Annotated in this window: 21 protein-coding genes; 15 read left to right on the top strand and 6 right to left on the bottom strand. The window is 33.3% G+C overall.

Annotation, left to right across the window (positions count from 1 at the left end; all coding sequences use genetic code 11):
- The first annotated feature begins 9 nt into the window (after nucleotides 1-9).
- The 4 genes from J2Y38_RS10180 to J2Y38_RS10165 all read left to right on the top strand — a co-directional run bounded on the left by J2Y38_RS10180 (nucleotide 10) and on the right by J2Y38_RS10165 (nucleotide 3,307).
- A complete protein-coding gene (locus J2Y38_RS10180) occupies nucleotides 10-564 on the top strand; it encodes a LemA family protein (protein WP_309841904.1) in 555 nt (184 codons plus the stop codon).
- Nucleotides 564-1,520, top strand: a complete 957-nt coding sequence (locus J2Y38_RS10175; protein WP_309841902.1) for a DUF3137 domain-containing protein — start codon at nucleotides 564-566, stop codon at nucleotides 1,518-1,520. Before J2Y38_RS10180 ends, J2Y38_RS10175 begins: the two co-directional genes overlap by 1 nt.
- Nucleotides 1,521-1,760: 240 nt before the next feature.
- On the top strand, nucleotides 1,761-2,678 hold the full coding sequence (locus J2Y38_RS10170) for a hypothetical protein (RefSeq protein ID WP_309841899.1): 918 nt from the start codon (nucleotides 1,761-1,763) through the stop codon (nucleotides 2,676-2,678).
- The gene (locus J2Y38_RS10165; RefSeq protein WP_309841896.1) at nucleotides 2,678-3,307 is read left to right on the top strand and encodes a hypothetical protein; all 630 of its coding nucleotides are present in this window, start codon (nucleotides 2,678-2,680) and stop codon (nucleotides 3,305-3,307) included. Before J2Y38_RS10170 ends, J2Y38_RS10165 begins: the two co-directional genes overlap by 1 nt.
- Before the next feature lie 105 nt (nucleotides 3,308-3,412).
- Here J2Y38_RS10165 and J2Y38_RS10160 read toward each other — a convergent pair whose 3' ends face one another.
- Together J2Y38_RS10160 and J2Y38_RS10155 are read right to left on the bottom strand one after the other, a co-directional pair.
- Complete coding sequence (locus J2Y38_RS10160) at nucleotides 3,413-3,961, bottom strand: REP-associated tyrosine transposase (RefSeq protein WP_309841893.1); 549 nt, start codon at nucleotides 3,959-3,961, stop codon at nucleotides 3,413-3,415.
- 190 nt (nucleotides 3,962-4,151) lie between these two features.
- Nucleotides 4,152-4,385, bottom strand: coding sequence for a hypothetical protein (locus tag J2Y38_RS10155; protein ID WP_309841891.1), 234 nt, complete (start codon nucleotides 4,383-4,385; stop codon nucleotides 4,152-4,154).
- A 343-nt stretch (nucleotides 4,386-4,728) separates the two neighbouring features.
- On the opposite strand from J2Y38_RS10155, the gene J2Y38_RS10150 reads away from it, so the two are divergent.
- The gene (locus J2Y38_RS10150; protein ID WP_309841888.1) at nucleotides 4,729-5,187 is read left to right on the top strand and encodes a hypothetical protein; all 459 of its coding nucleotides are present in this window, start codon (nucleotides 4,729-4,731) and stop codon (nucleotides 5,185-5,187) included.
- Between the two features lie 244 nt (nucleotides 5,188-5,431).
- Here J2Y38_RS10150 and J2Y38_RS10145 read toward each other — a convergent pair whose 3' ends face one another.
- Nucleotides 5,432-6,241, bottom strand: a complete 810-nt coding sequence (locus tag J2Y38_RS10145) for a mechanosensitive ion channel domain-containing protein (protein ID WP_309841886.1) — start codon at nucleotides 6,239-6,241, stop codon at nucleotides 5,432-5,434.
- A gap of 391 nt (nucleotides 6,242-6,632) precedes the next feature.
- On the opposite strand from J2Y38_RS10145, the gene J2Y38_RS10140 reads away from it, so the two are divergent.
- The 3 genes from J2Y38_RS10140 (at nucleotide 6,633) to J2Y38_RS10130 (ending at nucleotide 13,032) form a co-directional block, all read left to right on the top strand.
- On the top strand, nucleotides 6,633-9,539 hold the full coding sequence (locus J2Y38_RS10140; RefSeq protein WP_309841884.1) for an FAD-linked oxidase C-terminal domain-containing protein: 2,907 nt from the start codon (nucleotides 6,633-6,635) through the stop codon (nucleotides 9,537-9,539).
- A gap of 325 nt (nucleotides 9,540-9,864) precedes the next feature.
- Entirely contained in the window at nucleotides 9,865-11,796 is a 1,932-nt protein-coding gene (locus tag J2Y38_RS10135) for an amino acid permease (protein ID WP_309841881.1), read from the top strand.
- Between the two features lie 141 nt (nucleotides 11,797-11,937).
- Nucleotides 11,938-13,032, top strand: a complete 1,095-nt coding sequence (locus J2Y38_RS10130; protein ID WP_309841876.1) for a DUF695 domain-containing protein — start codon at nucleotides 11,938-11,940, stop codon at nucleotides 13,030-13,032.
- Between the two features lie 80 nt (nucleotides 13,033-13,112).
- On the opposite strand, the gene J2Y38_RS10125 is transcribed toward J2Y38_RS10130, so the two are convergent.
- On the bottom strand, nucleotides 13,113-14,345 hold the full coding sequence (locus tag J2Y38_RS10125) for an aminotransferase class I/II-fold pyridoxal phosphate-dependent enzyme (RefSeq protein ID WP_309841874.1): 1,233 nt from the start codon (nucleotides 14,343-14,345) through the stop codon (nucleotides 13,113-13,115).
- 412 nt (nucleotides 14,346-14,757) lie between these two features.
- On the opposite strand from J2Y38_RS10125, the gene J2Y38_RS10120 reads away from it, so the two are divergent.
- The 5 genes from J2Y38_RS10120 to J2Y38_RS10100 all read left to right on the top strand — a co-directional run bounded on the left by J2Y38_RS10120 (nucleotide 14,758) and on the right by J2Y38_RS10100 (nucleotide 18,336).
- Nucleotides 14,758-15,216: an Lrp/AsnC family transcriptional regulator gene (locus J2Y38_RS10120; RefSeq protein ID WP_309841872.1), complete on the top strand. Its 459-nt coding sequence runs from the start codon at nucleotides 14,758-14,760 to the stop codon at nucleotides 15,214-15,216.
- A 105-nt stretch (nucleotides 15,217-15,321) separates the two neighbouring features.
- Nucleotides 15,322-15,567, top strand: a complete 246-nt coding sequence (locus tag J2Y38_RS10115) for a hypothetical protein (RefSeq protein WP_053471103.1) — start codon at nucleotides 15,322-15,324, stop codon at nucleotides 15,565-15,567.
- Complete coding sequence (locus J2Y38_RS10110) at nucleotides 15,557-15,847, top strand: type II toxin-antitoxin system RelE/ParE family toxin (protein ID WP_309841870.1); 291 nt, start codon at nucleotides 15,557-15,559, stop codon at nucleotides 15,845-15,847. The genes J2Y38_RS10115 and J2Y38_RS10110 overlap by 11 nt, the downstream gene beginning before the upstream one ends.
- A 381-nt stretch (nucleotides 15,848-16,228) precedes the next feature.
- Nucleotides 16,229-17,632, top strand: a complete 1,404-nt coding sequence (gene lpdA, locus J2Y38_RS10105) for a dihydrolipoyl dehydrogenase (protein WP_309841869.1) — start codon at nucleotides 16,229-16,231, stop codon at nucleotides 17,630-17,632.
- A 161-nt stretch (nucleotides 17,633-17,793) separates the two neighbouring features.
- Nucleotides 17,794-18,336 (top strand): lipocalin family protein, encoded by a 543-nt coding sequence (locus J2Y38_RS10100; protein WP_309841868.1) that lies wholly within the window; start codon nucleotides 17,794-17,796, stop codon nucleotides 18,334-18,336.
- A 56-nt stretch (nucleotides 18,337-18,392) separates the two neighbouring features.
- Here the strand turns inward: J2Y38_RS10100 and J2Y38_RS10095 are convergent, their stop codons facing one another.
- The gene (locus tag J2Y38_RS10095; RefSeq protein ID WP_309841866.1) at nucleotides 18,393-18,767 is read right to left on the bottom strand and encodes a DoxX family membrane protein; all 375 of its coding nucleotides are present in this window, start codon (nucleotides 18,765-18,767) and stop codon (nucleotides 18,393-18,395) included.
- 211 nt (nucleotides 18,768-18,978) lie between these two features.
- Nucleotides 18,979-19,872 (bottom strand): DUF4349 domain-containing protein, encoded by an 894-nt coding sequence (locus tag J2Y38_RS10090; protein WP_309841864.1) that lies wholly within the window; start codon nucleotides 19,870-19,872, stop codon nucleotides 18,979-18,981.
- 183 nt (nucleotides 19,873-20,055) lie between these two features.
- Here J2Y38_RS10090 and J2Y38_RS10085 point away from each other — a divergent pair, with 183 nt between their 5' ends.
- Both J2Y38_RS10085 and tilS read left to right on the top strand, forming a co-directional pair.
- The gene (locus tag J2Y38_RS10085; RefSeq protein WP_309841862.1) at nucleotides 20,056-21,354 is read left to right on the top strand and encodes an anthranilate synthase component I family protein; all 1,299 of its coding nucleotides are present in this window, start codon (nucleotides 20,056-20,058) and stop codon (nucleotides 21,352-21,354) included.
- A gap of 237 nt (nucleotides 21,355-21,591) precedes the next feature.
- On the top strand, nucleotides 21,592-22,902 hold the full coding sequence (tilS, locus tag J2Y38_RS10080; protein ID WP_309841861.1) for a tRNA lysidine(34) synthetase TilS: 1,311 nt from the start codon (nucleotides 21,592-21,594) through the stop codon (nucleotides 22,900-22,902).
- The last annotated feature ends 21 nt before the right edge of the window (nucleotides 22,903-22,923 follow it).

Here is a 22,923-nt window from a genome sequence, read left to right as displayed (position 1 = left end):
ATTTAAACCATGATTATAGTTATTATCCTTTTTGTTTTCATCATAATAGGAGTGTTCATTTACAATTCCCTTATTGAAAAAAGAAACCAAGTTACGAATGCTTTTTCTTCTATTGATGTAATGCTGAAAAAACGTTATGATTTGATTCCGAATTTAGTTGAGATTGTAAAGCAATACACTAATTACGAACAAAGTACCTTAACTAAAATCGTAGAACTTCGTTCAAGAGCAACTTCAGGTTCTTTAACCGAAGCCGAAAAAGCAAGTTTAGATACTGAACTTAGCTCAGCTGTAAAAGGTTTAATGGTTACGGTTGAAAATTATCCGGACTTAAAAGCCAATACCAATTTCTTAAATCTGCAAAGTACTTGGACAGAAAGCGAAGAACAAATCGCTGCTGCGAGAAGAACTTATAATGCTTCGGTTACGAGTTACAATAACGCTATTATGATGTTCCCGGGAAATCTGTTTGCGGGAATGTTGAAATATACTCAAATTGATGTTTTGGCAACGCCAGAAGAAGAACGTAAAAATATTAGTGCAAAAGAACTTTTCAATAATTAATGGATTCAGGAATTAGCAACAATTCAGCCTTGCAGGAGGTTTTGAATACATTAGAAGTTGAAAGAAAAAAGATTGCCGAAACCTATAAAACCACCTACATTTTATTTGGTCTTGCCATTGTATTTATGGTAATTGGTTTATTAATTAGGTTTCCGACTTTAGGTTTTCTGGGATTTGCCGTTTCTGCCATTACTGGCATCGTAATGCATTTTAGAATTGGCGACGATGTTAAGAAATACAAAATAGCTTATAAAACCAATGTTGTAGGATCTGCATTAAAAAATATCAACGAAAGCTTGACGATAACGCCGCAAAGCGGACTTCCTGAATATGAGTTTAGAAGTTCGGAACTTTTTACAACTGAATCTGATCGTTATAAAACACAGGATTTAATAAGCGGAACAAACGATAAAACTTCTTTTTGGTTTGCCGAAGTTCACGCCGAATACAAAACCGAAACTAGTACAAAAAACGGAACCCGTACACAATGGCACACGATTTTTAAAGGAATTGTTTTTGTGGCCGATTTCAATAAAAATTTCAATGTTTCGACAGTTGTTCGTCCAAAAGGTTTTGGAGAAGCTTTTGGTTCGTGGTTCTCTAAAAATGTTTTTAGTTTTGGAAATACTGATGTTATCGAATTAGAAAACATCGATTTCAGCAATAAATTTGTAACTTATTCCAGTAACCAAATCGAAGCGCGATACATTTTAACGCCTGCCATGATGGAAAGAATTCTGGACTTAAACGGCAAATGCGACGAAACGATTTCGGTTTCGTTTATACATTCTAAAATGTATATTGCTTTTCCGTTGTCCGAAAATTATTTTGAAGCGCCTATTCATTCTTCGCTTTTAGATCCCGATTTACTTTCCGGCGATCTTTCGATTGTGAAATTCATGCATGATATTGTTCATGAACTGGATTTGAATACTAGGATTTGGGGGAAGGAGTAGATTTCTTTTTATAAAATATTTTTAAGCCGTTTAATAGATTTTGATTTGTTAAGCGGTTTTACTTTTTAAATATCAGGTATAAATACGTAAAGGTATTTGAGGATATATTGATATTTTTGGAGCATTTTTCTTGGTAACTGACAGAGAAGTAAATTATAATAGTGATTTTAAATTATAAAATATTATGGTAAAATATCTGATAAATAAAATATTGATATATTTACATTAAAGATTTAAATTATGTCCACAGACAAAATAGAAATAAAATTAACTTTTATTGATGATCAAGTTGTTGATCTAAGCAATATGTCTGTGAAAGCACTTGAGTCATTTTTAAGTGTTACCAATTCTCTGAAAAATATATCTGAATTAGTTTCAGATCAATTAACTTATACAATTAAAAAAGGGTCTGCTTATGCATGTGTAAATGGATTGCCTAATGAAATAGGTAATATTTACTCTAAAATTGATGAAGCTTTAAAAGGAGAATCCTCTGATGAAATTGTAACTTCGAATTTGAGAAGCATTCAAAAGGAAATACAAAATACTGTTTTTAAATATCAATTTTCTTATAAAGGAGAACTTCTAGATAAAAGATTAAGAGAATCAAAAAAAATAGCTAAAAAGAGAAAAAAACAATTATTTGAAAATAAACTAGAAATTGTTTCTGGTTTTTTTAATCAAATTGGCGGGAATGATCCTAACTATCATTTTGATTACGGAAATGGAAATAGATTGACAATAGATTGTACAATTAATGAAACGGAAGAATTAAAACCACATCTATATAAAACTATTTCTAGTTTAGTTATTAAGAAAGATTTTGAAGATAAGGATTTAAAACCAATTTTCGAACATAAAACAATAATTGAAGATGAATTAGTACAACCTTTTAAAGAGTTTCTGGTCAATTATTACCAACCTGAGGATTTGATTGATAGACTTGAAATTATTTATGATTTTATTGATAATTCAGATAAAAGGGAAAGAAATATTGAATTACTGCTAAAAGCTTTCAATAGTAATGTTTTTAATGTAAGTGAAATAAAAACTATTTTGGTAATATCTAAATCATTTCAAGTTAAGAATGAATGTATTAAAAAAAACAGAGATGAACTTTTAAAGTTGTACGAAAGTTTATTAAAACAATCACGCTAATGTTTGAAATAATTAATACTTTATCAGAAAAAGATATAAATAAAGACTTTGTAGCGATAGGAGCTTTAATTAATAAAGAAAAGTCCCCATACCATGCTTCTTTAATAATAAACTATAAATCTGCTTTATTTCAATTTCATTATACAAGTCAAGAGATTGAATTTCAAAAAGTAAATTATAATTATTTTCATAAGCGTACTCAAACAATTCATGAGGATGAGATTCCAGCTTTCATTGCTTATTGTAATTCAATCAAAAAGAAAGCGAATCCAACATATGGTTTTTTTTACAGCGGAGAATATTATGATAGTAATGGTACGCATTTTAGTCAAAAATCTACAGGAGAGAGAATGACATGTGTTGGTTTTTGTTTAAACGTTTTAAAAGGATTTTTAGAAGAAGATTATATAAAATATAAAGATTGGAATTCATCTTCACATGAAGAAACGGACTACTTACAAAAATATGCGGAGGAACATAATTTAGATGTTGAAACAATAGCTGAATCCCATAGAAGAATAAGTCCTCTTGAAATATTAACTTCAGGTTTTTTTGATAATCTCCCAATTTCAAAAAATAATATAGATGATAAGTCTGATGAAGTGAAAGAATATTTGTTTAATTATTAGCCATGTACTAATGAAAAATAGATTATAATTTTAACAATTTTATATTTGAAATTTGTTTTTGTTCCCCAGCTAGCGCGAGCGTCCCGCTCGTGCCCACACAGAACATCAATTAATATCAATTTCTAAAACAGTCTGATCATTATTTCCATAGTTTCTTGCAGAACTGTATTTCCAATCTATCGGATTACTAACAAAACCAGTTTCAAGAGGATTGTTATGAATATAGTTTAGTTTTTGCTCAAAAACTTTTAATGACCAAATCTCGATAGGTTGATTATTTTGCTGCCAAAACTGCCTGAATTTTACATTGCTATTTTTCTTTCCAGCTTTTTCAAACATCCATAATATCCATTCTTTTCTGCTTTCTTGCGGATTTTCTTCGATTGTTTTAAGCAGTTTTCTTGAAGTAAATCCTTTAAAATCTCTAATCAATCCTGAAGGATCACCATTTCCTGATCTGAAAATTAAATGAATATGACTTGGCATTATACAATATCCATAAATTTCCATTGATTTATGTTTACGACAATAATCTAGAGATTCGATGATTGCTCCAAAATATTCTTCTCTTGTAAATACATCTATCCAATAAACTGTAGCAAAACTGATAAAATATGCTCCTGTTTGTTCTCCAAATTTATATTTTCTGCTCATTTATTTTTTATCTAATGCTGGAGATACTTTGCGGGCACGAGCGGGACGCTCGCGCTAGCGTCTTAAATAGTTTTCAAAAATCAAGAATCTCTCTGCTAGCGCGAGCGTCCCGCTCGTGCCCGCAAAGTTTATCAATTACTAAAAGAGAAAACCTCGATTTTTGAAACCGAGGTTTTTCATTTTAAAATTCTCACTCCAAATCCAAATAAGGATTTAAAGTTTCAGCTAATTCATTGAGCCAGTAAAAACTATCTCTTAATTTGGTGATTTCGTTTTGAAGTTCTTCGTGTTCGCTCATAACGCCTAATGCGAGTGTGAAATTTACCTGTCTTAGTGTTTTAGCCATTTCCTTAGAATCAATTCTTTCATTGAAAAAATTCAAAAGCCTGATTTGGGTTTCTTTTGAAAGTGTGTTTGTAATCATAATCTTTGTGTTTAGGAAAAGAACCCGCACAGCTAAGGTGTCCTACGCCACAAAGTGCGTTGCAGTTGTTTCCAATACCGCCACCATACCGCACGGGCAAAAGCTTTTTTGATATCATATTTCTTTGTGTTTAGGATTGTAAAGATATCAAAAAAATATTTTAAAGTAAGAAAAGTATTATATATTTATTGTTTAAAAAAAGCCTAGAAAGAAACTAAATCATATCTGCATAGTAAATATAAAACGTTATTTTTATAATTAGAAACATATAAATAAATGAAATAGATAAGATAAAACTATTTTCTGGATTGAAAAATTACTTAATTTGATGAAAAGTTAAAAAATGGAGGAAAATAAACTTACTAAAAGAGAAGAATATATAAAAGAATTTAATAAAAGAAATTGGGATGATTTTAGAGCTTCACATCAAAGATTTGATTATCTTTTAGTAACTTTTGATGGAGCTGGAATTTATCTTTCATTAGAACTAATGAAATTTTTGTCTGAGAATGGTAAGTCCATTGACGTTTCTTTAAAAGTTTTTGGAATGTGCTTCGCTATTTCAATCATGTTTAATTTTTTGACTCAATTTTGTAGTTTTAATGTTTTTCACAATTTAGCTATGATGGAACAAGCTATTGCATTTACAGATGAAAGCAAAGATGAAGAGATTGATTTAGAGAAATATAATAAGAAAATAAAAACTTATAATTTTTATAGTTCTCTGTGTATGTTGATAAGTATAATACTAATGATAATTGGAACAATAGGATTAATGACTTTTATGTGTATCCAATTCTAAACTCTATTTTAATCAGTTTTCAATAAAATCTTCTTATGAAACCGAATGCCCTAGCCCTGATGGAAGCGGCATCCTTTTGCGCCGGTCCCGATAGCTATCGGGAGGCGTAAAAGATATAGCGGACAGCAGGAAATTGCTCCTTATTAAAATTCTAAAACGAGAAATTTACGTTTCCATTAGCCTTCGACTTCGCTCAGGATGACAATTGTGTAGGAAAAACTTAGAATCTTAGTAACTTAGAACCTTACTTAAGTACAAACTCATTTTCCTTTAAAGTATTCAAAACTTCTGCAATGATTTTCGAACGGCATTCGGCGCTTTTTCTGGAAGTTCCCGTTTTTACCCAATAACGAATGTTTAACTGAATGATCGCCCCGGAAATATCAGTTATTACGGCTGCGTCTTCGTGATCTTTTTCGGTTACTTCTTCGTTTCGTTTTAGGACTTCTTTTACGAGTTCTATTGCTTTTCCATAATCAGAACCGTATTCGAGACCAACGGTAAAAGTCTGTAAAAGAAAACCTTCGCTGTTGTAATTAATTAAAGTGTTTTTTATAAGAAGTGCATTGGGAATATAAATAATTTTCGAATCGCTTTTTACTTCGGTATCACGAAGGTTGAGGTTGATGACTTCGCCTTTTACGCCGTTGCTTTCGATAATATCGCCAATAGAAAACGGACGTTTGAAAGCGAGCAGAATTCCGGCAAGGAAATTTTCGCCAATATCTTTAAGCGCAAAACCAATTACAAAAGCCGAGATTCCTGCACCGGCAAGCATACTTTGAGCGATTCCGTCAAGACCAATAATTTTGAACATGAACAAAACCCCAATAATAATCAAAACCGATTTGATTAAACGGGCAATAAAAGTTGCCAGAAGTCGGTCGTGCATTCTGGCTTTAAGTCGGTTTCCTGTAAAAATACCAATTCGGGTTGCAATAAACCACGAAACGAGAATGACAACAATGGCGAGAATAAATTTTGGCGTAAGATCGACAATGCTGTAATAATAGTTTTCTAAATGTTTGAAGACGTCCTGAACGAAATTTTCCATAATTGTAAGGCGTAAAAGTGTTTAAATCGTTTAGTGAATTTTTTTAACACATAGAAACATAGTTTTTCTTTGCGCTTAAAGGCATTTCATTTGTTTAAATTCACATAGCTGAGTTTACAGTGCTATGTGTTAAAATCTAGATTTTTTATAATATTCTCATACTTTGAATTTAAAATCTATGTTTCTATGTGTTTAAATTTTTTATTCAACTAAACAAAGTTTTAAAATTAACTTTTAGCAAGTGGAATACTTTACAGGATTCTTTCTGAATTTTATAAAATATGAGGGATTGTTAGATAAAATCCACAAATGGAATTATTTTGCCATGTGTTATCTTTATATTTGTTGTCTCAGTTTTGAGCAATTATTTTTTAAGAAAAGCACCATTTACATGTTGACCCAATCTCATTTAGAGCAATTAGCCGGCGAACTCGAAGGCACACTTTTATACGATGATCTTCATAAAACACTTTATTCGACAGATGCATCGGTGTATCGGATTCGGCCAAATGCGGTGGCTTTGCCTAAATCGACAGCAGATATCAGCAAATTAATTCGCTTTGCGGCGCAGCATAATATTTCGATTACGCCAAGAACTGCGGGAACTTCACTTGCCGGACAAGCTGTTGGCGACGGACTTGTGATTGATGTTTCGAAACATTTTACCAAAATATTAGGTTATGATGCCGAGAAAAAAACGGTGACGGTTCAGCCCGGCGTTATTCGCGACGAACTGAATTTGTTTTTAAAACCTCATGGCGTTTTCTTTGCACCAATTACATCAACTTCAAACCGTGCGATGATTGGCGGAATGGTGGGAAATAATTCTTCCGGAACAACTTCGATTCGTTATGGCGTTACGCGTGATAAAATTGCCGAGGTAAAAGCGATTTTGAGCGATGGAACAAAAGTGGCTTTTGGCGAACTGACTTCGGCAGAATTTATTGAGAAAACCAAAGGTGATTCTTTAGAAAATAAAATCTACAAAAGCGTTTACGACGAACTTTCGGTAAAAGCAATTCAGGAAGAAATTATAAAAGAGTTTCCGAAACCGGAAATTCACAGACGAAATACAGGTTACGCCGTTGATATTCTGTTAAGATCAGAATTATTTGGCGGAACAGAACCCACAATCAACCTAGGAAAATTACTTTGCGGAAGCGAAGGAACTTTGGCTTTTACAACCGAAATTACTTTAAAAGTTGATGATTTACCGCCAGCGCATAGTATTATGGTTGTTGGACATTATCATACGATTCAGGAATCTTTAGAATCTGTTGTCGTGGCGATGAAACATCATTTGTACACTTGCGAAATGATTGACGATACGATTTTAGATTGTACCAAAACGAATCGTGAACACATTAAAAACCGATTCTTTTTGGTTGGAGAACCAAAAGCGATTATGCTTTTTGAAGTGGCATCTCATACTTTAGAAGATGCCGAAAATCAGGCCAATGCTTTAATTGCTGATTTAGAAAAAAATAACTTTGGTTACGCGCTCGTAAAAATTTACGGAGCCGATATTGATAAAGCAAATGAACTAAGAAAAGCCGGACTCGGGCTTTTAGGAAGTATTGTAGGCGACGATAAAGCTGCCGATTCTATTGAAGATACAGCGGTTGAATTAAGCGATTTGCCAGCTTATATTGCAGAGTTTTCGGCGATGATGTTACGCCACGGACAGGAAGCGATTTATTACGCGCATGCCGGTGCAGGAGAACTGCATTTACGTCCGGTTTTGAATTTGAAGAAAACATCAGACTTAAAATTATTCAGAACCATTGCGACCGAAGTAGCGCATTTGGTAAAAAAATATAGAGGTTCGTTAAGTGGTGAACACGGAGACGGAATCGTACGTGGTGAGTTTATTCCGTTTATGATTGGAGATAAGAATTACGAATTGCTGAAAAGAATCAAATTAGCGTTTGACCCAAATTCGGTTTTAAATATCGGTAAGATTGTCAACGCTTTGAAGATGGACGAAAATCATCGTGTGATTTCAGGAAGGGTAGAACCAGATATTAAAACATTTCAGGATTTTTCAGATAGTTTAGGGATTTTGCGTGCTGCCGAAAAATGTAACGGATCTGGCGATTGTAGAAAAATGCCATCGGCAGGAGGAGCAATGTGTCCGAGTTATCGTGCGACGCGAAATGAGAAAGAAACAACTCGTGCGAGAGCAAACGCTTTACGCGAATATTTGACGTATTCTGAAAAAGAAAACAAATTTGACCAGAAAGAATTATACGAAGTTTTTGAGTTGTGCGTGAGTTGTAAAGCCTGCGCAAGCGAATGTCCGAGTAATGTTGACGTAGCGACTCTTAAAGCGGAATTTTTATACCAATATCAAAAAGCAAACGGATTTTCGACCCGAAGTAAAATTTTTGCTAACAACGCAAAATTGAATAAAATGGGAAGTTTGTTTCCGTCGATTACGAATTTTATTTCGAATCAGTCGCTGGTTAAAAAATCAATGGGAATTGCGCCAGAAAGACAAGTGCCGCTTTTGGCAAAAAAGACCTTTAGAAAATGGTATGAAAATAATAAACCTAAAAGCACAGATTTTCCAAACGGACAATTGTATTTGTTTGTTGATGAATTTACGAATTATTACGATGTAAATATCGGGATTGATGCTTTTGAATTATTAACGAAACTAGGTTACGAAGTTTTAATCGTAAATCATGAAGAAAGCGGAAGAACATATCTTTCAAAAGGATTTTTGGAAGAAGCGAAAAAGATTACGGATATCAATGTCAATATATTCAAAGATTTGATTTCGAGTAACACACCGTTAATTGGAATTGAACCTTCGGCAATTTTGACTTTTAGAGATGAATATTTACGATTGGCATCAGATAAAGAAAGCGCTGAAAGAATTTCGCAAAATGCTTTCACAATCGAAGAATTCTTCAAAAAAGAAATCATCGACGGTAAAATAACGCCGGATTCTTTCTCAGAAGAAACAAAAGAAATTAAAATTCACGGACATTGTCATCAAAAGTCTTTAAGTTCTGTTGAAGCGACTTTTGCCATGCTGAACCTTCCTAAAAATAATACGGTTACGATTTATAATTCGGGTTGCTGCGGAATGGCGGGTTCTTTTGGTTATGAAAAAGAGCATTATAAAGTGAGCATGCAAATGGGAGAGGACACGCTTTTTCCAAAAGTGCGTAACACTGCGGAGAACGTAAAAATTGCCGCTGCAGGAACAAGCTGCCGCCATCAAATTTATGACGGAACAAAACGAGAAGCACAGCATCCGGTTAGTATTTTGAGAAATTGTTTGCGTTGAGAAATGGCACGCAGATGACACGGATTCACTTCGTGAAAACGCGGATGAACACGGATTTTTTGTTTTATCTTAAGTTTTGCCACAGATTAAAAGGATTAAAAAGATTTTTTCACGCAGATTTGGCAGATTTAATTTAAAATTTAATCTGTGAAAATCCTTATAATCTGTGGCAGAAAAAACTTTGTGACTTGGCGCCTTTGTGGCGAAAAAAATATTCACACAAAACAAAATCGTTTTATATATTTGAAATAAGGATAATTTTTGCATTATTTGCAAAATAAAACCATAACAACTGAATTAAATTAATTTATAATACAAAACATATATGGCATTTTCAAGTTTATTCCGAAAGAAAACAGTACAGGATATTCTGAAGCAAGTTGCTCAGAATGAATCAGATGGTCATAATGCGCTAGGGAAACATTTGACGACCAAAGATTTAACTGCTTTTGGAATAGCGGCTATTGTTGGAGCGGGAATTTTTAGTACAATTGGAAAAGCCAGTGCAGATGGCGGACCAGCTGTTATTTTTCTGTTCTTATTTACAGCTTTAGCTTGTAGTTTTGCAGCTTTTGCTTATGCCGAATTTGCTTCGATGGTTCCGGTTTCAGGAAGTGCTTATACGTATTCTTATGTAGCTTTTGGAGAAATTATCGCCTGGATTATTGGCTGGGCTTTGATAATGGAATATGCCGTAGGAAATATAACGGTCGCCATATCGTGGAGTGATTATTTTACCGGACTGCTCCAGAGCGGCGGAATTCATTTACCGCAGTGGATTCAAATGGATTATTTAACTGCTTCAAACGGATTTAATGATGCCGAAGCTTTAATGCGTGGCGGAAAATCTTTCGAAAATTTAAGTGTCGCTTTACAGCAAGCACACACAGCGTGGACAACTGCACCAACAATTGGATCTTTCCATTTTGTTACTGATATACCAGCATTATTCATCATTATTTTAATTACTGCTCTAGTTTATAGAGGAATGAAAGAGTCTCGTAATGCGAGTAACTTAATGGTTGTGGTAAAGCTTTGTGTGGTGCTGTTAGTAATTGCTGTTGGTGTATTTTATGTAGATACAGCAAACTGGGACCCGTTTGCTCCAAATGGAGTTGGCGGGGTTTTAAAAGGAGTTTCTGCCGTTTTCTTTGCTTATATTGGTTTTGACGCTATTTCGACAACTGCCGAAGAATGTAAAAATCCGCAGCGCGATTTACCACGCGGAATGATGTGGGCGATTATTATTTGTACTATTCTTTATATTGCTATTGCCTTGGTTTTAACCGGAATGGTAAAATATCACGAATTAAATGTTGGAGATCCTCTTGCATTTGTTTTCGATAAATTAGACTTAAAATGGATGTCGGGAATTATTGCCGTAAGTGCAGTAGTGGCAATGGCGAGCGTTTTATTGGTTTTCCAAATGGGACAGCCACGTATCTGGATGAGTATGAGCCGTGATGGTTTGTTACCAAAGAGATTTTCTACCGTTCACCCAAGATTCAAAACCCCATCATTTGCTACAATCGTAACAGGTTTTGTAGTAGCGATTCCAGCTTTATTCTTAAATCTGACAATGGTAACTGATTTATGCAGTATCGGAACTTTATTTGCCTTTGTATTGGTTTGTGCGGGAGTTTTAGTATTGCAAAACAAACCTGAAATTCCAAGAGGGAAATTCAAAACGCCTTATATTAACTCGAAGTTTATTCTTCCGGTTTTAATGATCGTTGGATTGTATTATGCTTTTGCTTTCAATAATAAAGCTACAATGGCTTTTATCAATAATGAGCCACAAATTTATGATGCGACTTCAATCGTAACATCTTTAGATAAATCAGAATCTGAAAAAGTTTTCAAATACTTAGAAAGCATCGAAGTAAACAATAAAACTACTGAAACTTCAGATTTAGAACATTTATTAGGACAATATCAAGACGACGATGCAAAATATGCTAAGGTTGTAAAAGGTTTACCAATTGCAGATTCTGCTAAATATGAATCAGGATTTAGTTTATTCAAACACAAAATTCCAATGTGGATATTCTTATTCGTTTTAGTTGGATTAGCTGTTTGGGCTTTTAGAAGAAATCTATCTTTAATTCCGCTTTTAGGATTAATCTGCTGCCTTTATATGATGGCCGAATTAAGCGTTTGGAACTGGATTTATTTTACAATTTGGTTATTAATCGGGTTGTTTATTTACTTTACTTATAGTAGAAAAAATAGTAAGCTGAATTTAGCTAAGTTATAAGTTAGGAGTTATAAAATATAAATGGAAATCGTTCTGAAAATAATCTTCAGAACGATTTTTTTTATGTAAATATTCGTACTTTTTCTAAAGCTTTTTTCATAGGTTTGCGCTTAGTAAATTTTAAATTTAATTTTTTTATAAATGAGTTTTCTTGATAAAATATTGGGTAAAAAAGAATCTCCAATAAAGTCTTATAGTGATTTCTGGAATTGGTTTTTAAAGAATGAAAAAGAATTTTTTAAAATTGTTCAAGAAGGACAAAATATTCACAAAGGTTTCCTTGATAAACTGGCACCAAAACTAGACGAAATCCACGATGGAATTTATTTTCTAACCGGAATGTTTGATGATCAAACTGCTGAACTTATTCTAACCCCGGATGGAGCCATTAGAAATATTTATGCTATAGAAGAATTGGTCAACGCTGCTCCTCAAATTAAGGGCTGGAGATTCACAGCACTTAAACCAGCATCAGATATTAAAGATGTAAGTATAAATTATGAAGGTTTTGACTTTAATAAAGATAATTTAAAATTTTATCCTAACCTTCATAAAAACTATCCGGATGAAATTGATTTGACCATAGTTTACGACCATTTTACAGAAGATAAAAAACAAATGATGACAAACGGTGTTTATATTTTTCTTGATAATTATTTAGGAGAATTGCATTCTGTTACTTTAATTGATAATATGAAAGTAGTAGGATCAAATGAAATTTCGGAAGAATTAATTCCAATTGAAAAATTAAAAGATTATCTAATCTGGAGAGAAAAAGAATTTGTTGAGAAATATGAAGGGATAAGACACAATACAGAAAAAGATAACTATTCAGGTTTTGAGTCAAGTACAAAAGACGGAGGAGTTGTTATAGGATTAATGAATGCGGATCTTTTAAAATGGGATAATAAAGCATCCCATCCATGGATGTTTATTATAACAATCCCATTTGACGGTAGTAATAGTAACGGGATGCCAGACAAAGAAACATATCAGTTATTAAATGAAATTGAAGATCAAATAGTGTTAGAACTTAAGGATTTGGAAGGTTATTTAAATGTGGGTAGAGAAACATTGGCAAACAAAAGAGAAATCTTTTTTGCTTGCAAAGATTTTCGAAAACCTTCAAAAACGGCAGATGAATTAATAAAAAAATATAATGATTCTTTCGATATAAGTTACCAAATCTATAAAGATAAATATTGGCAATCTTTTAGATATTACGAGCAGAAATAATTTTTTATAGCCACGAATTCACGAATTAATTATTAAAAGTTCGTGAATTCGCAGCGAAAAAACCAACCTGCGAAAATCCGTTAAACCTGTAAAACCCGTGGGCTAGAAACCTTCAAAATCCCAAGCTCAACCATACAAGCTTTCATCATCTCATAAGTACGCTGAATATCATTATCCAAACCAATCGAAAAACGAATCAAACCATCCGTCAATCCCATTTCGTGTTGTTCTTCTAACGGAATTTCACTAGAAGTTGAGGTTCCCGGCGCGCTGAATAACGTTTTATAAAAACCTAAACTTACCGCTAAATAACCCAAATTTCTGGCTTGCATCAACTCCATTAATTCATTCGCTTTCTCCAAAGTACCAACATCAATTGTCAGCATTCCCCCAAAACCATATTCCGGATTAATCATTGTTTTGTACAATTCATGACTCGGATGACTTTTTAATCCCGGATAAACCGTTTTTAAACCGTCTTTTTCAAATTGATCCGCTAGAAAATGCGCGTTATGACTGTGTTGTTTAATTCGGATATGAAGCGTACGAAGATTTTTCATCACACTTGCCGAACGTAAACTATCCATCGTTGGTCCCAAAAGCATACTAGCGCCAGAGTTTACATTTTTCAACGAATTAATAAACTCTTTCGAAGCACAAGTTACGCCACCAACAGTATCGCTGCTTCCGTTAATATATTTTGTCAAACTATGAATCACGATATCAGCACCCAATTTAGCAGGAGAAACAGATAAAGGTGAAAAAGTATTATCGACAACCAATTTCAAATTATGTCTTTTAGCAATTTTAGCTAAACCTGCAATATCAGCCACTTCCAATAACGGATTACTAACTGTTTCGCAATACAAAACTTTTGTATTTGGCGTAATTGCAGCTTCTACAACATCCAGTTTGGTAATGTCCACAAAGCTAGTTTCAATCCCGAATCTTGGCGTAAAATTTTTCAAAAAAGCATAAGTGCCACCATAAATAGTTCGGCTGGAAACGATGTGATCGCCCGCACCGCAAAGCTGTAATAGAGTAGGTGTAATTGCGCCCATTCCCGAAGCCGAAACGTTTGCTGTTTCCGTTCCTTCCATCGCTGCCAAAGCCTGATCTAAATACAAATTACTTGGCGATGAATGGCGGGAATACAAATAACAGCCTTCCATATTTCCCTCGAAAGTATCAAACATAGTTTTCGCCGAAAGAAAAGTATAAGTCGAAGAATCAGAAATCGACGGATTCACACCGCCAAATTCACCAAAGTACTGCAAATCCTGAATTTTGTCTGCTGGGTTAAAGTCTTTCATTTTTTTGTCATTGCGAGGAACGAAGCAATCTTCCTCTGGTTAGTATTATTGTTTAGGAGCTATTCCAGCTTTACGTTTCAAGTCCTCGTAAAAAAGTCAAAAGTTTCTAATGTTCTAAAAAGAGCTTCTGTTGGTCGCTTTTTTAAAACAAGAAACTTATGCCTTTTTTCCTCCGGGCTTTCCACTTCAATCTGGGCTAGGACTCTCGTTTTCAAAAGAAATTTTATTCAAAATAAAGTCTAATTAGAAAATTAATCAACTATAAAGTTTATAATTAGATTTTAAAACTATAAAAATGTATTTATAATGATTTTTAATCTAAATTTGATATAGAAAGTATATTTAAATAGATTTTCTTTCATTTCAATAACTATGAGGATGAGATTGCTTCGTTCCTCGCAATGACATAACTATGGCTTTAGACGAAATAGATAAAAAACTTTTGGTTTTACTGCAAACCGACAGTAAAAAAACAAACAAAGAATTGTCTTTAAAACTCAATCTATCCGTAACCGCGGTTTACGAAAGAATCAAAAAACTCGAACGCGAAGGCATAATTAAAAACTACGCTGCCTTAGTCGATAAATCTAAAATTGAAAAAGGATTTGTAGTTTTCTGCCATTTAAAATTAATTCAGCATACTAAAGAATTTTTAACCAAATTTGAAAGCGAAGTCATTAAACTAAATGAAGTTTTAGAATGTCATCATGTAAGCGGCGATTACGATTATATTCTGAAAGTCTTAGTAAAAGATATGGAAGCTTACAGGGAATTTTTAGTTACCAAACTGACTTCGTTACAGCATATTGGAAGTACACAAAGTATGTTTATGATTAGTGAAGTAAAGAATTCGACGGTGATTTCGTTTTAAGATTCTAAGATTTTTCTTTGAGACTTATTGACTTTGTGGCAAAAAATAAGTTTTAACACAATTGAATAATTATAAACTTTAAATTTGAGTTTAAATAAAAGCCAAATGGAAACGAAAGAATTAAGACGTAAGCTTATAAAGGATTTTGGAAAATTCATTGAAGACGATTCTAAATTAGAAATTTTAGAAAGTGTTTTTGATGCTATAAATCATGACGAAAAGAAATCAATTGTTTCCGATTCTCATTACAATTTAGTTGCCGAAGAGAGAGAAAAATATCTTTCAAATGAAAAAGAAGCAAGTTCTTGGGAAGAAGTAGAACAACGCTTGAATACTAAATATGGTTTTTAAAATCAAAATTTTACCCTTAGCAGAAAATGAAATTGATGAATCTATTGAATTCTATGAAAACAGAAGTAAAGGTTTAGGAAAACAATTTCTAACTTATTTAAAATCACACCTACAAGTTTTAAAAACTCATCCGGAATTATTTGAAATAAAGAAAGAGCCAGGTTATCGTGAACTAACTTTGGTAAAATTTCCTTTCGTTATTATATATGAAATTATTAACGATGAAGTTATAATTTATTCTGTTTTTCATACTTCAATAAATCCTGAAAGGAAGCCTTAGTGAGAAGGTACAAGGCTAAAGAGTGGCAAAGGTTCAAAGATTTTTTGTAGAGACGCACAGCAGTGCGTCTAACGCCCGGTTTGTCATCCTGAGGAACGAAAGATTACAAACAAAACTCTACAAAGGTTGGCGATTTTGCATGAGGAGCTTCTAGTGTGATCCTTCGTTCCTCAGGATGACAAGCTTGCGTATAAACTTTGCGACTTTGCTCCCGGTGGCTATCGGGATTGCGAGATTAAAAAAACAAAAAAACTTTGCGTCTTCGAGCCTTCGCGGCAGAAAACCACAACCCAAAATTTCACGCAAAAAACATTGAAAATTAAACTTTAAACAAAACTTTATTCCTTAATTTTGTAACCGCTAAAATAAAAACAAAATACTATGAGTTCATTTGACGTAGTCATTATAGGTTCAGGTCCTGGAGGATATGTATCAGCAATTCGTTGCGCACAATTAGGTTTCAAAACTGCAATTGTAGAAAAATATACTTCATTAGGCGGAACTTGCCTTAACGTGGGTTGTATTCCTTCAAAAGCATTATTATCTTCTTCTCATCATTATGCTGAAATTGCTCATTTCGCAGATCACGGAATCGAGGTTTCTGGAGATGTAAAAATCAATTTAGAGAAAATGATCGCACGCAAACAAGCCGTTGTAGATCAAACCGTAGGTGGTATCAACTACTTAATGGAAAAAAATAAAATTACCGTTTTTAATGGTTTAGGTTCTTTCGTAGATGCAACGCACATCGCAGTTGCAAAAGCAGACGGAACATCAGAAACTATTGAAGCAAAATATACTGTAATTGCTACAGGATCAAAACCATCTTCTTTACCATTCATCAAAATTGATAAAGAAAGAATCATCACTTCTACTGAAGCTTTAGCTTTAAAAGAAGTTCCAAAACACCTAGTAATCATTGGTGGAGGAGTTATCGGAATCGAGCTTGGACAAGTTTATCTTCGTTTAGGAGCTCAGGTTTCTGTTGTTGAATTCATGGACAGAATCATTCCTGGAATGGACGGTTCTCTGTCTAAAGAATTAACTAAAGTATTGAAAAAACAAGGAATGAAATTCTACGTTTCTCACAAAGTAAAATCAGTTGAAAGAAACGGCGATGCTGTGGTTGTTCAGGCTGAAAATGCAAAAGGAGAAACAATTACCCTTGAAGGAGATTATTCATTAGTTTCTGTTGGTCGTCGTCCTTACACAGACGGATTAAACGCTGACAAAGCTGGAGTAAAAATTTCAGACAGAGGACAAGTTGAAGTAAACGATCATTTACAAACTAATGTTCCAAACATTTACGCAATTGGTGATGTTGTTCGTGGAGCAATGTTGGCACACAAAGCTGAAGAAGAAGGAACAATGGTTGCTGAAATCTTAGCAGGTCAAAAACCACACATCGATTATAACTTAATTCCTGGTGTAGTTTACACTTGGCCAGAAGTTGCTGCAGTTGGACAAACTGAAGAGCAATTGAAAGCGGCAGGAGTGGCGTACAAATCTGGAAGCTTCCCTTTCAAAGCGTTAGGACGTGCAAGAGCAAGTGCTGACTTAGACGGATTTGTAAAAATCTTGGCTGACGAAAAAACAGATGAGGTTTTAGGAGTTCACATGATTGGAGCGCGTACAGCTGATTTAATTGCTGAAGCGGTTACTGCAATGGAATTTAAAGCTTCTGCTGAAGATATTTCAAGAATGAGCCATGCGCATCCAACTTTCGCGGAAGCGGTAAAAGAAGCAGCATTGGCAGCTACTGAAAATAGAGCAATACACGTATAATTTTTTACGTAAATCATATTTTAAACCCGTCTCTTTTTTAACGAGACGGGTTTTTATTTTGGTTTAAATTTTAGCCTGAAAAAATATAAACTTCAAGAAAAATTTTGTAAATTAGATGTGTAATTCAGATGGTATCTTTATGATAATAAAAAGATTACATCATGAAAAACAAATATATTGCTCCGGTACTATTAGGGGCAGGAATTGCATTCGTTCTTTATTCTTGTGGTTCAACTATTCCTAAAAAAGCTATTGCAGTTACCAATTTTGATAAGGCAAAGTATTTAGGAAAATGGTTTGAAATCGCACGACTAGATTACAAATGGGAAAGAAACTTAGATAATGTTACCGCCGAATATTCTCTTAACGATAACGGTACCATTAGAGTCGATAATAAGGGCTATGATGTCAAAAAAGACAGATGGGAACAGAGCATCGGGAAAGCCAGGTTTGTCAAAAAAGACAATGTTGGTATGCTCAAGGTCTCATTTTTTGGTCCTTTTTATTCAGGATACAATATTATTGCAGTAGACAGCGATTACAAATATGCACTTGTCGCAGGCGAGAGCCTAAAATACATGTGGATACTTTCCAGAGAAACTACAATGCCAGAAAGCATTAAAGCAGATTTTTTAATCAAAGCCCAGGAAATAGGATATAATATATCAGACTTGGTTTGGGTAAAACACGATAAATCAAATTAAATAAAAAACCCGGCATTTTAAATGTCGGGTTTTATTAGTTTTTATACTTTACAAACTCAAGGAGTAAATACAGTTTTATAATTATCCCAATATCTGTAGATTAAAAATAAATTAGCCAGAAAAAGTAAGCCGGCAATTGGCAGACCTTCCGGAGCTAAAAAATAATTAATAAATAAGATGTTGATCGTAATTGGTAAAATCAGAATATTTGCTAAGGTCACAAAACGACCTGTTACAAATGAAAGACCACAAAGCAATTCAACTGTTTTTGCAAGGGGAAGCAAATAAGTTGAAGCAACTAAACCCATATTAAAAGCCTTAAAATTACCTGTTGTTTCTGGTTCCGGCGCAAGTTTAAAAAAGAACGAAATAGAAGCAAACAGCAAAAGAAGGCCGATCAAAACGCGGACAATAATAGTAGCAATTTTCATAATACTTAGAATTTTAATAGGTTAAAATGATATAATTAGTGTGCTGATAATTCAAATCAATATTCTTCAAATAAAACGCTGAAATCTATTTTTAAACTTCGTTTCATTGAGAATTTAACAATCAATAATATTCTATTTTGGGATTAGTTTAATGCTATATCAAATATAATGAATTTTTTATTATGAAATTGTTGTTTTATTAACACTTTTCTTATTTTTTATAATATTTTTTATAAAGAAAGAATCCGCTGATTATCAGTAATATAATTGGCCAAAGATTAACAAAGAAAACTAATATTGCCTGCAAAATGTACCATCCGTTTTTTAAAGCATCAATAATCTGAATACCTAAATTAGGTTTATAAGCCGCACTGTCTTTTTCGCCCGCCATTATTTCTTGTTTGATAGTTTCATTTTGATAAAGCTGTAAAGTAATGGTGCTGAAATTGATTTGATCCTGCATCGATAAGTTCTCAATAATATGATTATCGTTTTCTTCTTTTTGATTAGCCAGCGCATTTTCAGCATCTATAACATCGTTTATTTTTTTGCCTTTAGTATCAATCGCTTTTTCGACTCTTTTTTCGTTTACAGCGCCTCTTTTTTGCGAAAGCTGATTGGCAAGTAATTTTATGGAAACATCATCGGCCTTTATAATTCTGTAATCTAAAAAGTCAATTTGTTTGGCAATAGTCTTAATAATAGTATCAAGCTTTGTATTAGGAACGCGAATTGTAATATTATTTTCTACAGAATATTTAGTAGTTTCAAGTGTGCTGTCCTGACTGATTTTAGTTTTTATCTGATCGTGAATGTTACTTTGCAAGTTGGTATAAGTAACAAAACCTCCAAATTTTTGAACAGCGTTTTCAATTGCATAAGTAGATTTGACGACGTTTTTAACTTTGAATTTTATATCAGCAGTTCGAATAAATTTCTGTTTGCTGTCTTTTTGTTCGACGGCAGCAGAAGAGGAAATTGCAGTAGTATCTGCGGCCATTTTAGCATCAGCTAATTCCCCAGAATCGTAATCTGCTTTTTTGCAGGAAAATAATAAAGTAATAATAGTTAAGGCGGTCAAACCTAATTTTGCAGTTGTTTTCATAAAGGTTTAAAAATTTGATTAATGAATAAAATGTTTGGCTGATATTAATTCGGTTGATTTGTTAAAACGTTTGTGAATTAATATAAAATCGATGTACTAAAAAGCGTGCCAATAATTTTTATGTAATCTTTTATCGAAGGTCTTTTTTTATTGTAATTTTGAAATTTAAAAATCCATTCATTTTTGAGAGTTTCTATTACCAAGCCTATTTCAAACCCAGAGCAGTTTAAACAACAGCTTTTAACCTGGGCACAGCAATTTCGTGAAGTCATTTTTTTAGACAGTAATTCCTATCCGCAGCAATATTCAAGTTTTGATTGTTTATTGGCTGTTGACGCTTTTACATCATTAAAAACAGATTTTCACAACGCTTTTGATGACTTAAAACAATACCAGCAAACTACAAAAGACTGGCTGTTTGGCTATTTATCTTATGATTTAAAAAATGATATTGAAGACTTAAAATCAAATAATTTTGACGGATTAGAATTTCCGGATTTATTCTTTTTTCAACCCAAAAAAATATTTGTATTGAAAGGAAATCAGCTTGAAATTCAATATTTACTGCTTTGTGATGATGAGGTGGAAGATGATTTTAATGAGATAGTTGAAAGTCAATCCCGAAGCCTTGGGACAAAAGTCGAAAGTGCTGTATCTTTAAAAATTGAGCAGCGTATTTCCAGAGAATTATATATTGAAAAAGTAACTAAAATGCTCGATCATATTCATAAAGGCGATATGTATGAAGCAAACTTTTGTATGGAATTTTTTGCCGAAAATGCTATAATTAATCCGTTAGAAAAATTTGAGAAGCTGAATGAAATTTCACAAGCACCATTTTCGGTTTTCTTCAAAAATCACAAACAATATTTACTTTCTGCTTCGCCAGAACGTTATCTGAAAAAAGTGGGAGATAAAATTATTTCTCAGCCTATAAAAGGAACTTCAAAACGATTTTTGGATTCGGCAGAAGATCAAAAATCAAAAGAATTTCTAGAATCTGACGCAAAAGAACGTGCTGAAAATATCATGATTACAGATTTGGTTCGAAATGATTTATCGCATACAGCACAAAAAGGTTCTGTTGAAGTTGAAGAACTTTGCAAAATATATTCTTTCCTGCAGGTTCATCAAATGATTTCGACGATAACATCAAAATTAGATCCTCAATATTCTCCGGTTGATGTTTTAAAAACAACTTTCCCAATGGGAAGTATGACAGGCGCGCCAAAGATTTCGGTTATGAAAATCATCGAAAATCTGGAAGAAACCAAACGCGGACTTTACAGCGGTGCTGTTGGTTATTTCACACCAGAAGGTGATTTTGATTTCAATGTCGTTATTCGTAGTATTTTATACAATCAGGAAAAGCAATACGCTTCATTTTCAGTAGGAAGCGCCATAACATCCCTTTCAATTCCCGAAAAAGAATACGAAGAGTGTTTACTAAAAGCTAAAGCAATGCACGAAGTTTTGCAGTAAAGCTGGGTGGCCACGAATTACACGAATTTCCACGAATTATTTTCTTCAATTTGATGTGAAAAAATATTGCCACAGATTAAAAGGATTAAAATGATTTAAAAAAAAATCTGCGTAAATCTTTTAATCTGTGGCAAAAAAATAATTCGTGGAAATTAGTGCAATTCATTGCAAACAAAAAAACCACTGCTTAACATTTCATTTAAAAATAGATAAAATTTAATTTGTTACTTTTATCAAATGCTTTCAAAATTACAAAACCATATCACATCCAGATTTCCATTTTTAGCCGAGAAAAAGCTTTTTCTCGCTGTTAGCGGGGGCTTAGACAGTATGGTTTTATTGCATTTGCTGCAACAATTGCCGTATGAAATTGCCGTTTTACATTGCAATTTCCAACTTCGCGGCTTAGAAAGTTTCGGTGATCAGAATTTTATTCAGGAATATTGCGATCAAAATAACATTCCCGTTTTTATAACGCAGTTTGATACCGAAGCATTTGCAAAAGATTATAAACTATCGACTCAAGTTGCAGCGCGAGAACTTCGTTACAGTTGGTTTTATGAACTTCTGGAAGAAAAAAACTTCGATTATATCTTAACAGCGCATCATGCAGATGATAATCTCGAAACCTTTATTATTAATCTAACCCGAGGAACGGGATTAGAAGGATTAACCGGAATTCCAGAAGAAAACGACAAAATAATACGACCGCTTTTGCCATTTTCAAGAGAAGAAATTCTGAAATATGCCGAAGAAAATAATATAGAATGGAGAGAAGACAGCAGTAATGCTTCTAATAAATATTTACGAAATAAAATTCGTCACGATTTAGTTCCCATTCTTAAAGAAATCAATCCCAATTTTTTAAACGCATTTCAAAAAACACAATCCTACTTGCAGGAATCGCAGGTTATGGTTGAAGATGCGTCGATTATGATTTATCAGCAAGTTGCAAAAGAAGTCGGCGACGATATTCATTTCGATTTGAATCAATTGAAAAAACTTCCCAATTATAAATCGTATTTGTACCAATGGCTGAATGAATTTGGCTTTTCGGCCTGGAATGATATTTACGATTTAGTCGAAGGACAATCCGGTAAACAAGTTCTTTCTTCAGAATTTCGGTTATTGAAAAATAGAGAAATTTTGATTTTAAGCCCGGTTTCAGAAATATCAGAAAAAGAAGAATTTGAAATTGCTTCAAACGAAACAGAAGTTAATTTTCCCTTAAATTTGAAGCTTTGTCAGGTAGACGACATTACAATAGATTCAAATAAAGCTATCTTTGTAGACGCCGAAAAAATCCAATTTCCTTTGATTTTGCGTAGATGGAATGAGGGAGATGTTTTTCAGCCTTTTGGAATGCATGGAAAGTCTAAAAAAGTAAGCAAACTTTTTAAAGACGAAAAATTATCGCTGATCGAAAAGGAAAAAACATGGATTTTAGCGTCTGATAATCAAATAGTCTGGGTTGTTGGAATCAGGCAGGATGAACGTTTTAAAATAAAAAAGACCACAAATAAAATACTTAAAATAGAATTGCAATAATGAACTTTAATCAAAACCATC

The sequence above is a fragment of the Flavobacterium sp. 2755 genome, from assembly GCF_031455715.1.
GTDB lineage: Bacteria > Bacteroidota > Bacteroidia > Flavobacteriales > Flavobacteriaceae > Flavobacterium.
The sequence above is the reverse complement of the archived record's forward strand: the minus strand, read 5'-3'. Positions and strand labels throughout refer to the sequence as shown.

Coding starts and splice junctions, on each gene's coding strand:
- J2Y38_RS10120 (WP_309841872.1), top strand. CDS start 14,758: ATGGCTTTAGACGAAATAGATAAAAAACTTTTGGTTTTACTGCAAACC.
- J2Y38_RS10090 (WP_309841864.1), bottom strand. CDS start 19,872: ATGAAAACAACTGCAAAATTAGGTTTGACCGCCTTAACTATTATTACT.
- J2Y38_RS10180 (WP_309841904.1), top strand. CDS start 10: ATGATTATAGTTATTATCCTTTTTGTTTTCATCATAATAGGAGTGTTC.
- J2Y38_RS10095 (WP_309841866.1), bottom strand. CDS start 18,767: ATGAAAATTGCTACTATTATTGTCCGCGTTTTGATCGGCCTTCTTTTG.
- J2Y38_RS10135 (WP_309841881.1), top strand. CDS start 9,865: ATGGCATTTTCAAGTTTATTCCGAAAGAAAACAGTACAGGATATTCTG.
- lpdA (WP_309841869.1), top strand. CDS start 16,229: ATGAGTTCATTTGACGTAGTCATTATAGGTTCAGGTCCTGGAGGATAT.
- J2Y38_RS10165 (WP_309841896.1), top strand. CDS start 2,678: ATGTTTGAAATAATTAATACTTTATCAGAAAAAGATATAAATAAAGAC.
- J2Y38_RS10130 (WP_309841876.1), top strand. CDS start 11,938: ATGAGTTTTCTTGATAAAATATTGGGTAAAAAAGAATCTCCAATAAAG.
- J2Y38_RS10160 (WP_309841893.1), bottom strand. CDS start 3,961: ATGAGCAGAAAATATAAATTTGGAGAACAAACAGGAGCATATTTTATC.
- tilS (WP_309841861.1), top strand. CDS start 21,592: ATGCTTTCAAAATTACAAAACCATATCACATCCAGATTTCCATTTTTA.
- J2Y38_RS10140 (WP_309841884.1), top strand. CDS start 6,633: ATGTTGACCCAATCTCATTTAGAGCAATTAGCCGGCGAACTCGAAGGC.
- J2Y38_RS10100 (WP_309841868.1), top strand. CDS start 17,794: ATGAAAAACAAATATATTGCTCCGGTACTATTAGGGGCAGGAATTGCA.
- J2Y38_RS10175 (WP_309841902.1), top strand. CDS start 564: ATGGATTCAGGAATTAGCAACAATTCAGCCTTGCAGGAGGTTTTGAAT.
- J2Y38_RS10170 (WP_309841899.1), top strand. CDS start 1,761: ATGTCCACAGACAAAATAGAAATAAAATTAACTTTTATTGATGATCAA.
- J2Y38_RS10150 (WP_309841888.1), top strand. CDS start 4,729: ATGGAGGAAAATAAACTTACTAAAAGAGAAGAATATATAAAAGAATTT.
- J2Y38_RS10115 (WP_053471103.1), top strand. CDS start 15,322: ATGGAAACGAAAGAATTAAGACGTAAGCTTATAAAGGATTTTGGAAAA.
- J2Y38_RS10125 (WP_309841874.1), bottom strand. CDS start 14,345: ATGAAAGACTTTAACCCAGCAGACAAAATTCAGGATTTGCAGTACTTT.
- J2Y38_RS10155 (WP_309841891.1), bottom strand. CDS start 4,385: ATGATTACAAACACACTTTCAAAAGAAACCCAAATCAGGCTTTTGAAT.
- J2Y38_RS10145 (WP_309841886.1), bottom strand. CDS start 6,241: ATGGAAAATTTCGTTCAGGACGTCTTCAAACATTTAGAAAACTATTAT.
- J2Y38_RS10110 (WP_309841870.1), top strand. CDS start 15,557: ATGGTTTTTAAAATCAAAATTTTACCCTTAGCAGAAAATGAAATTGAT.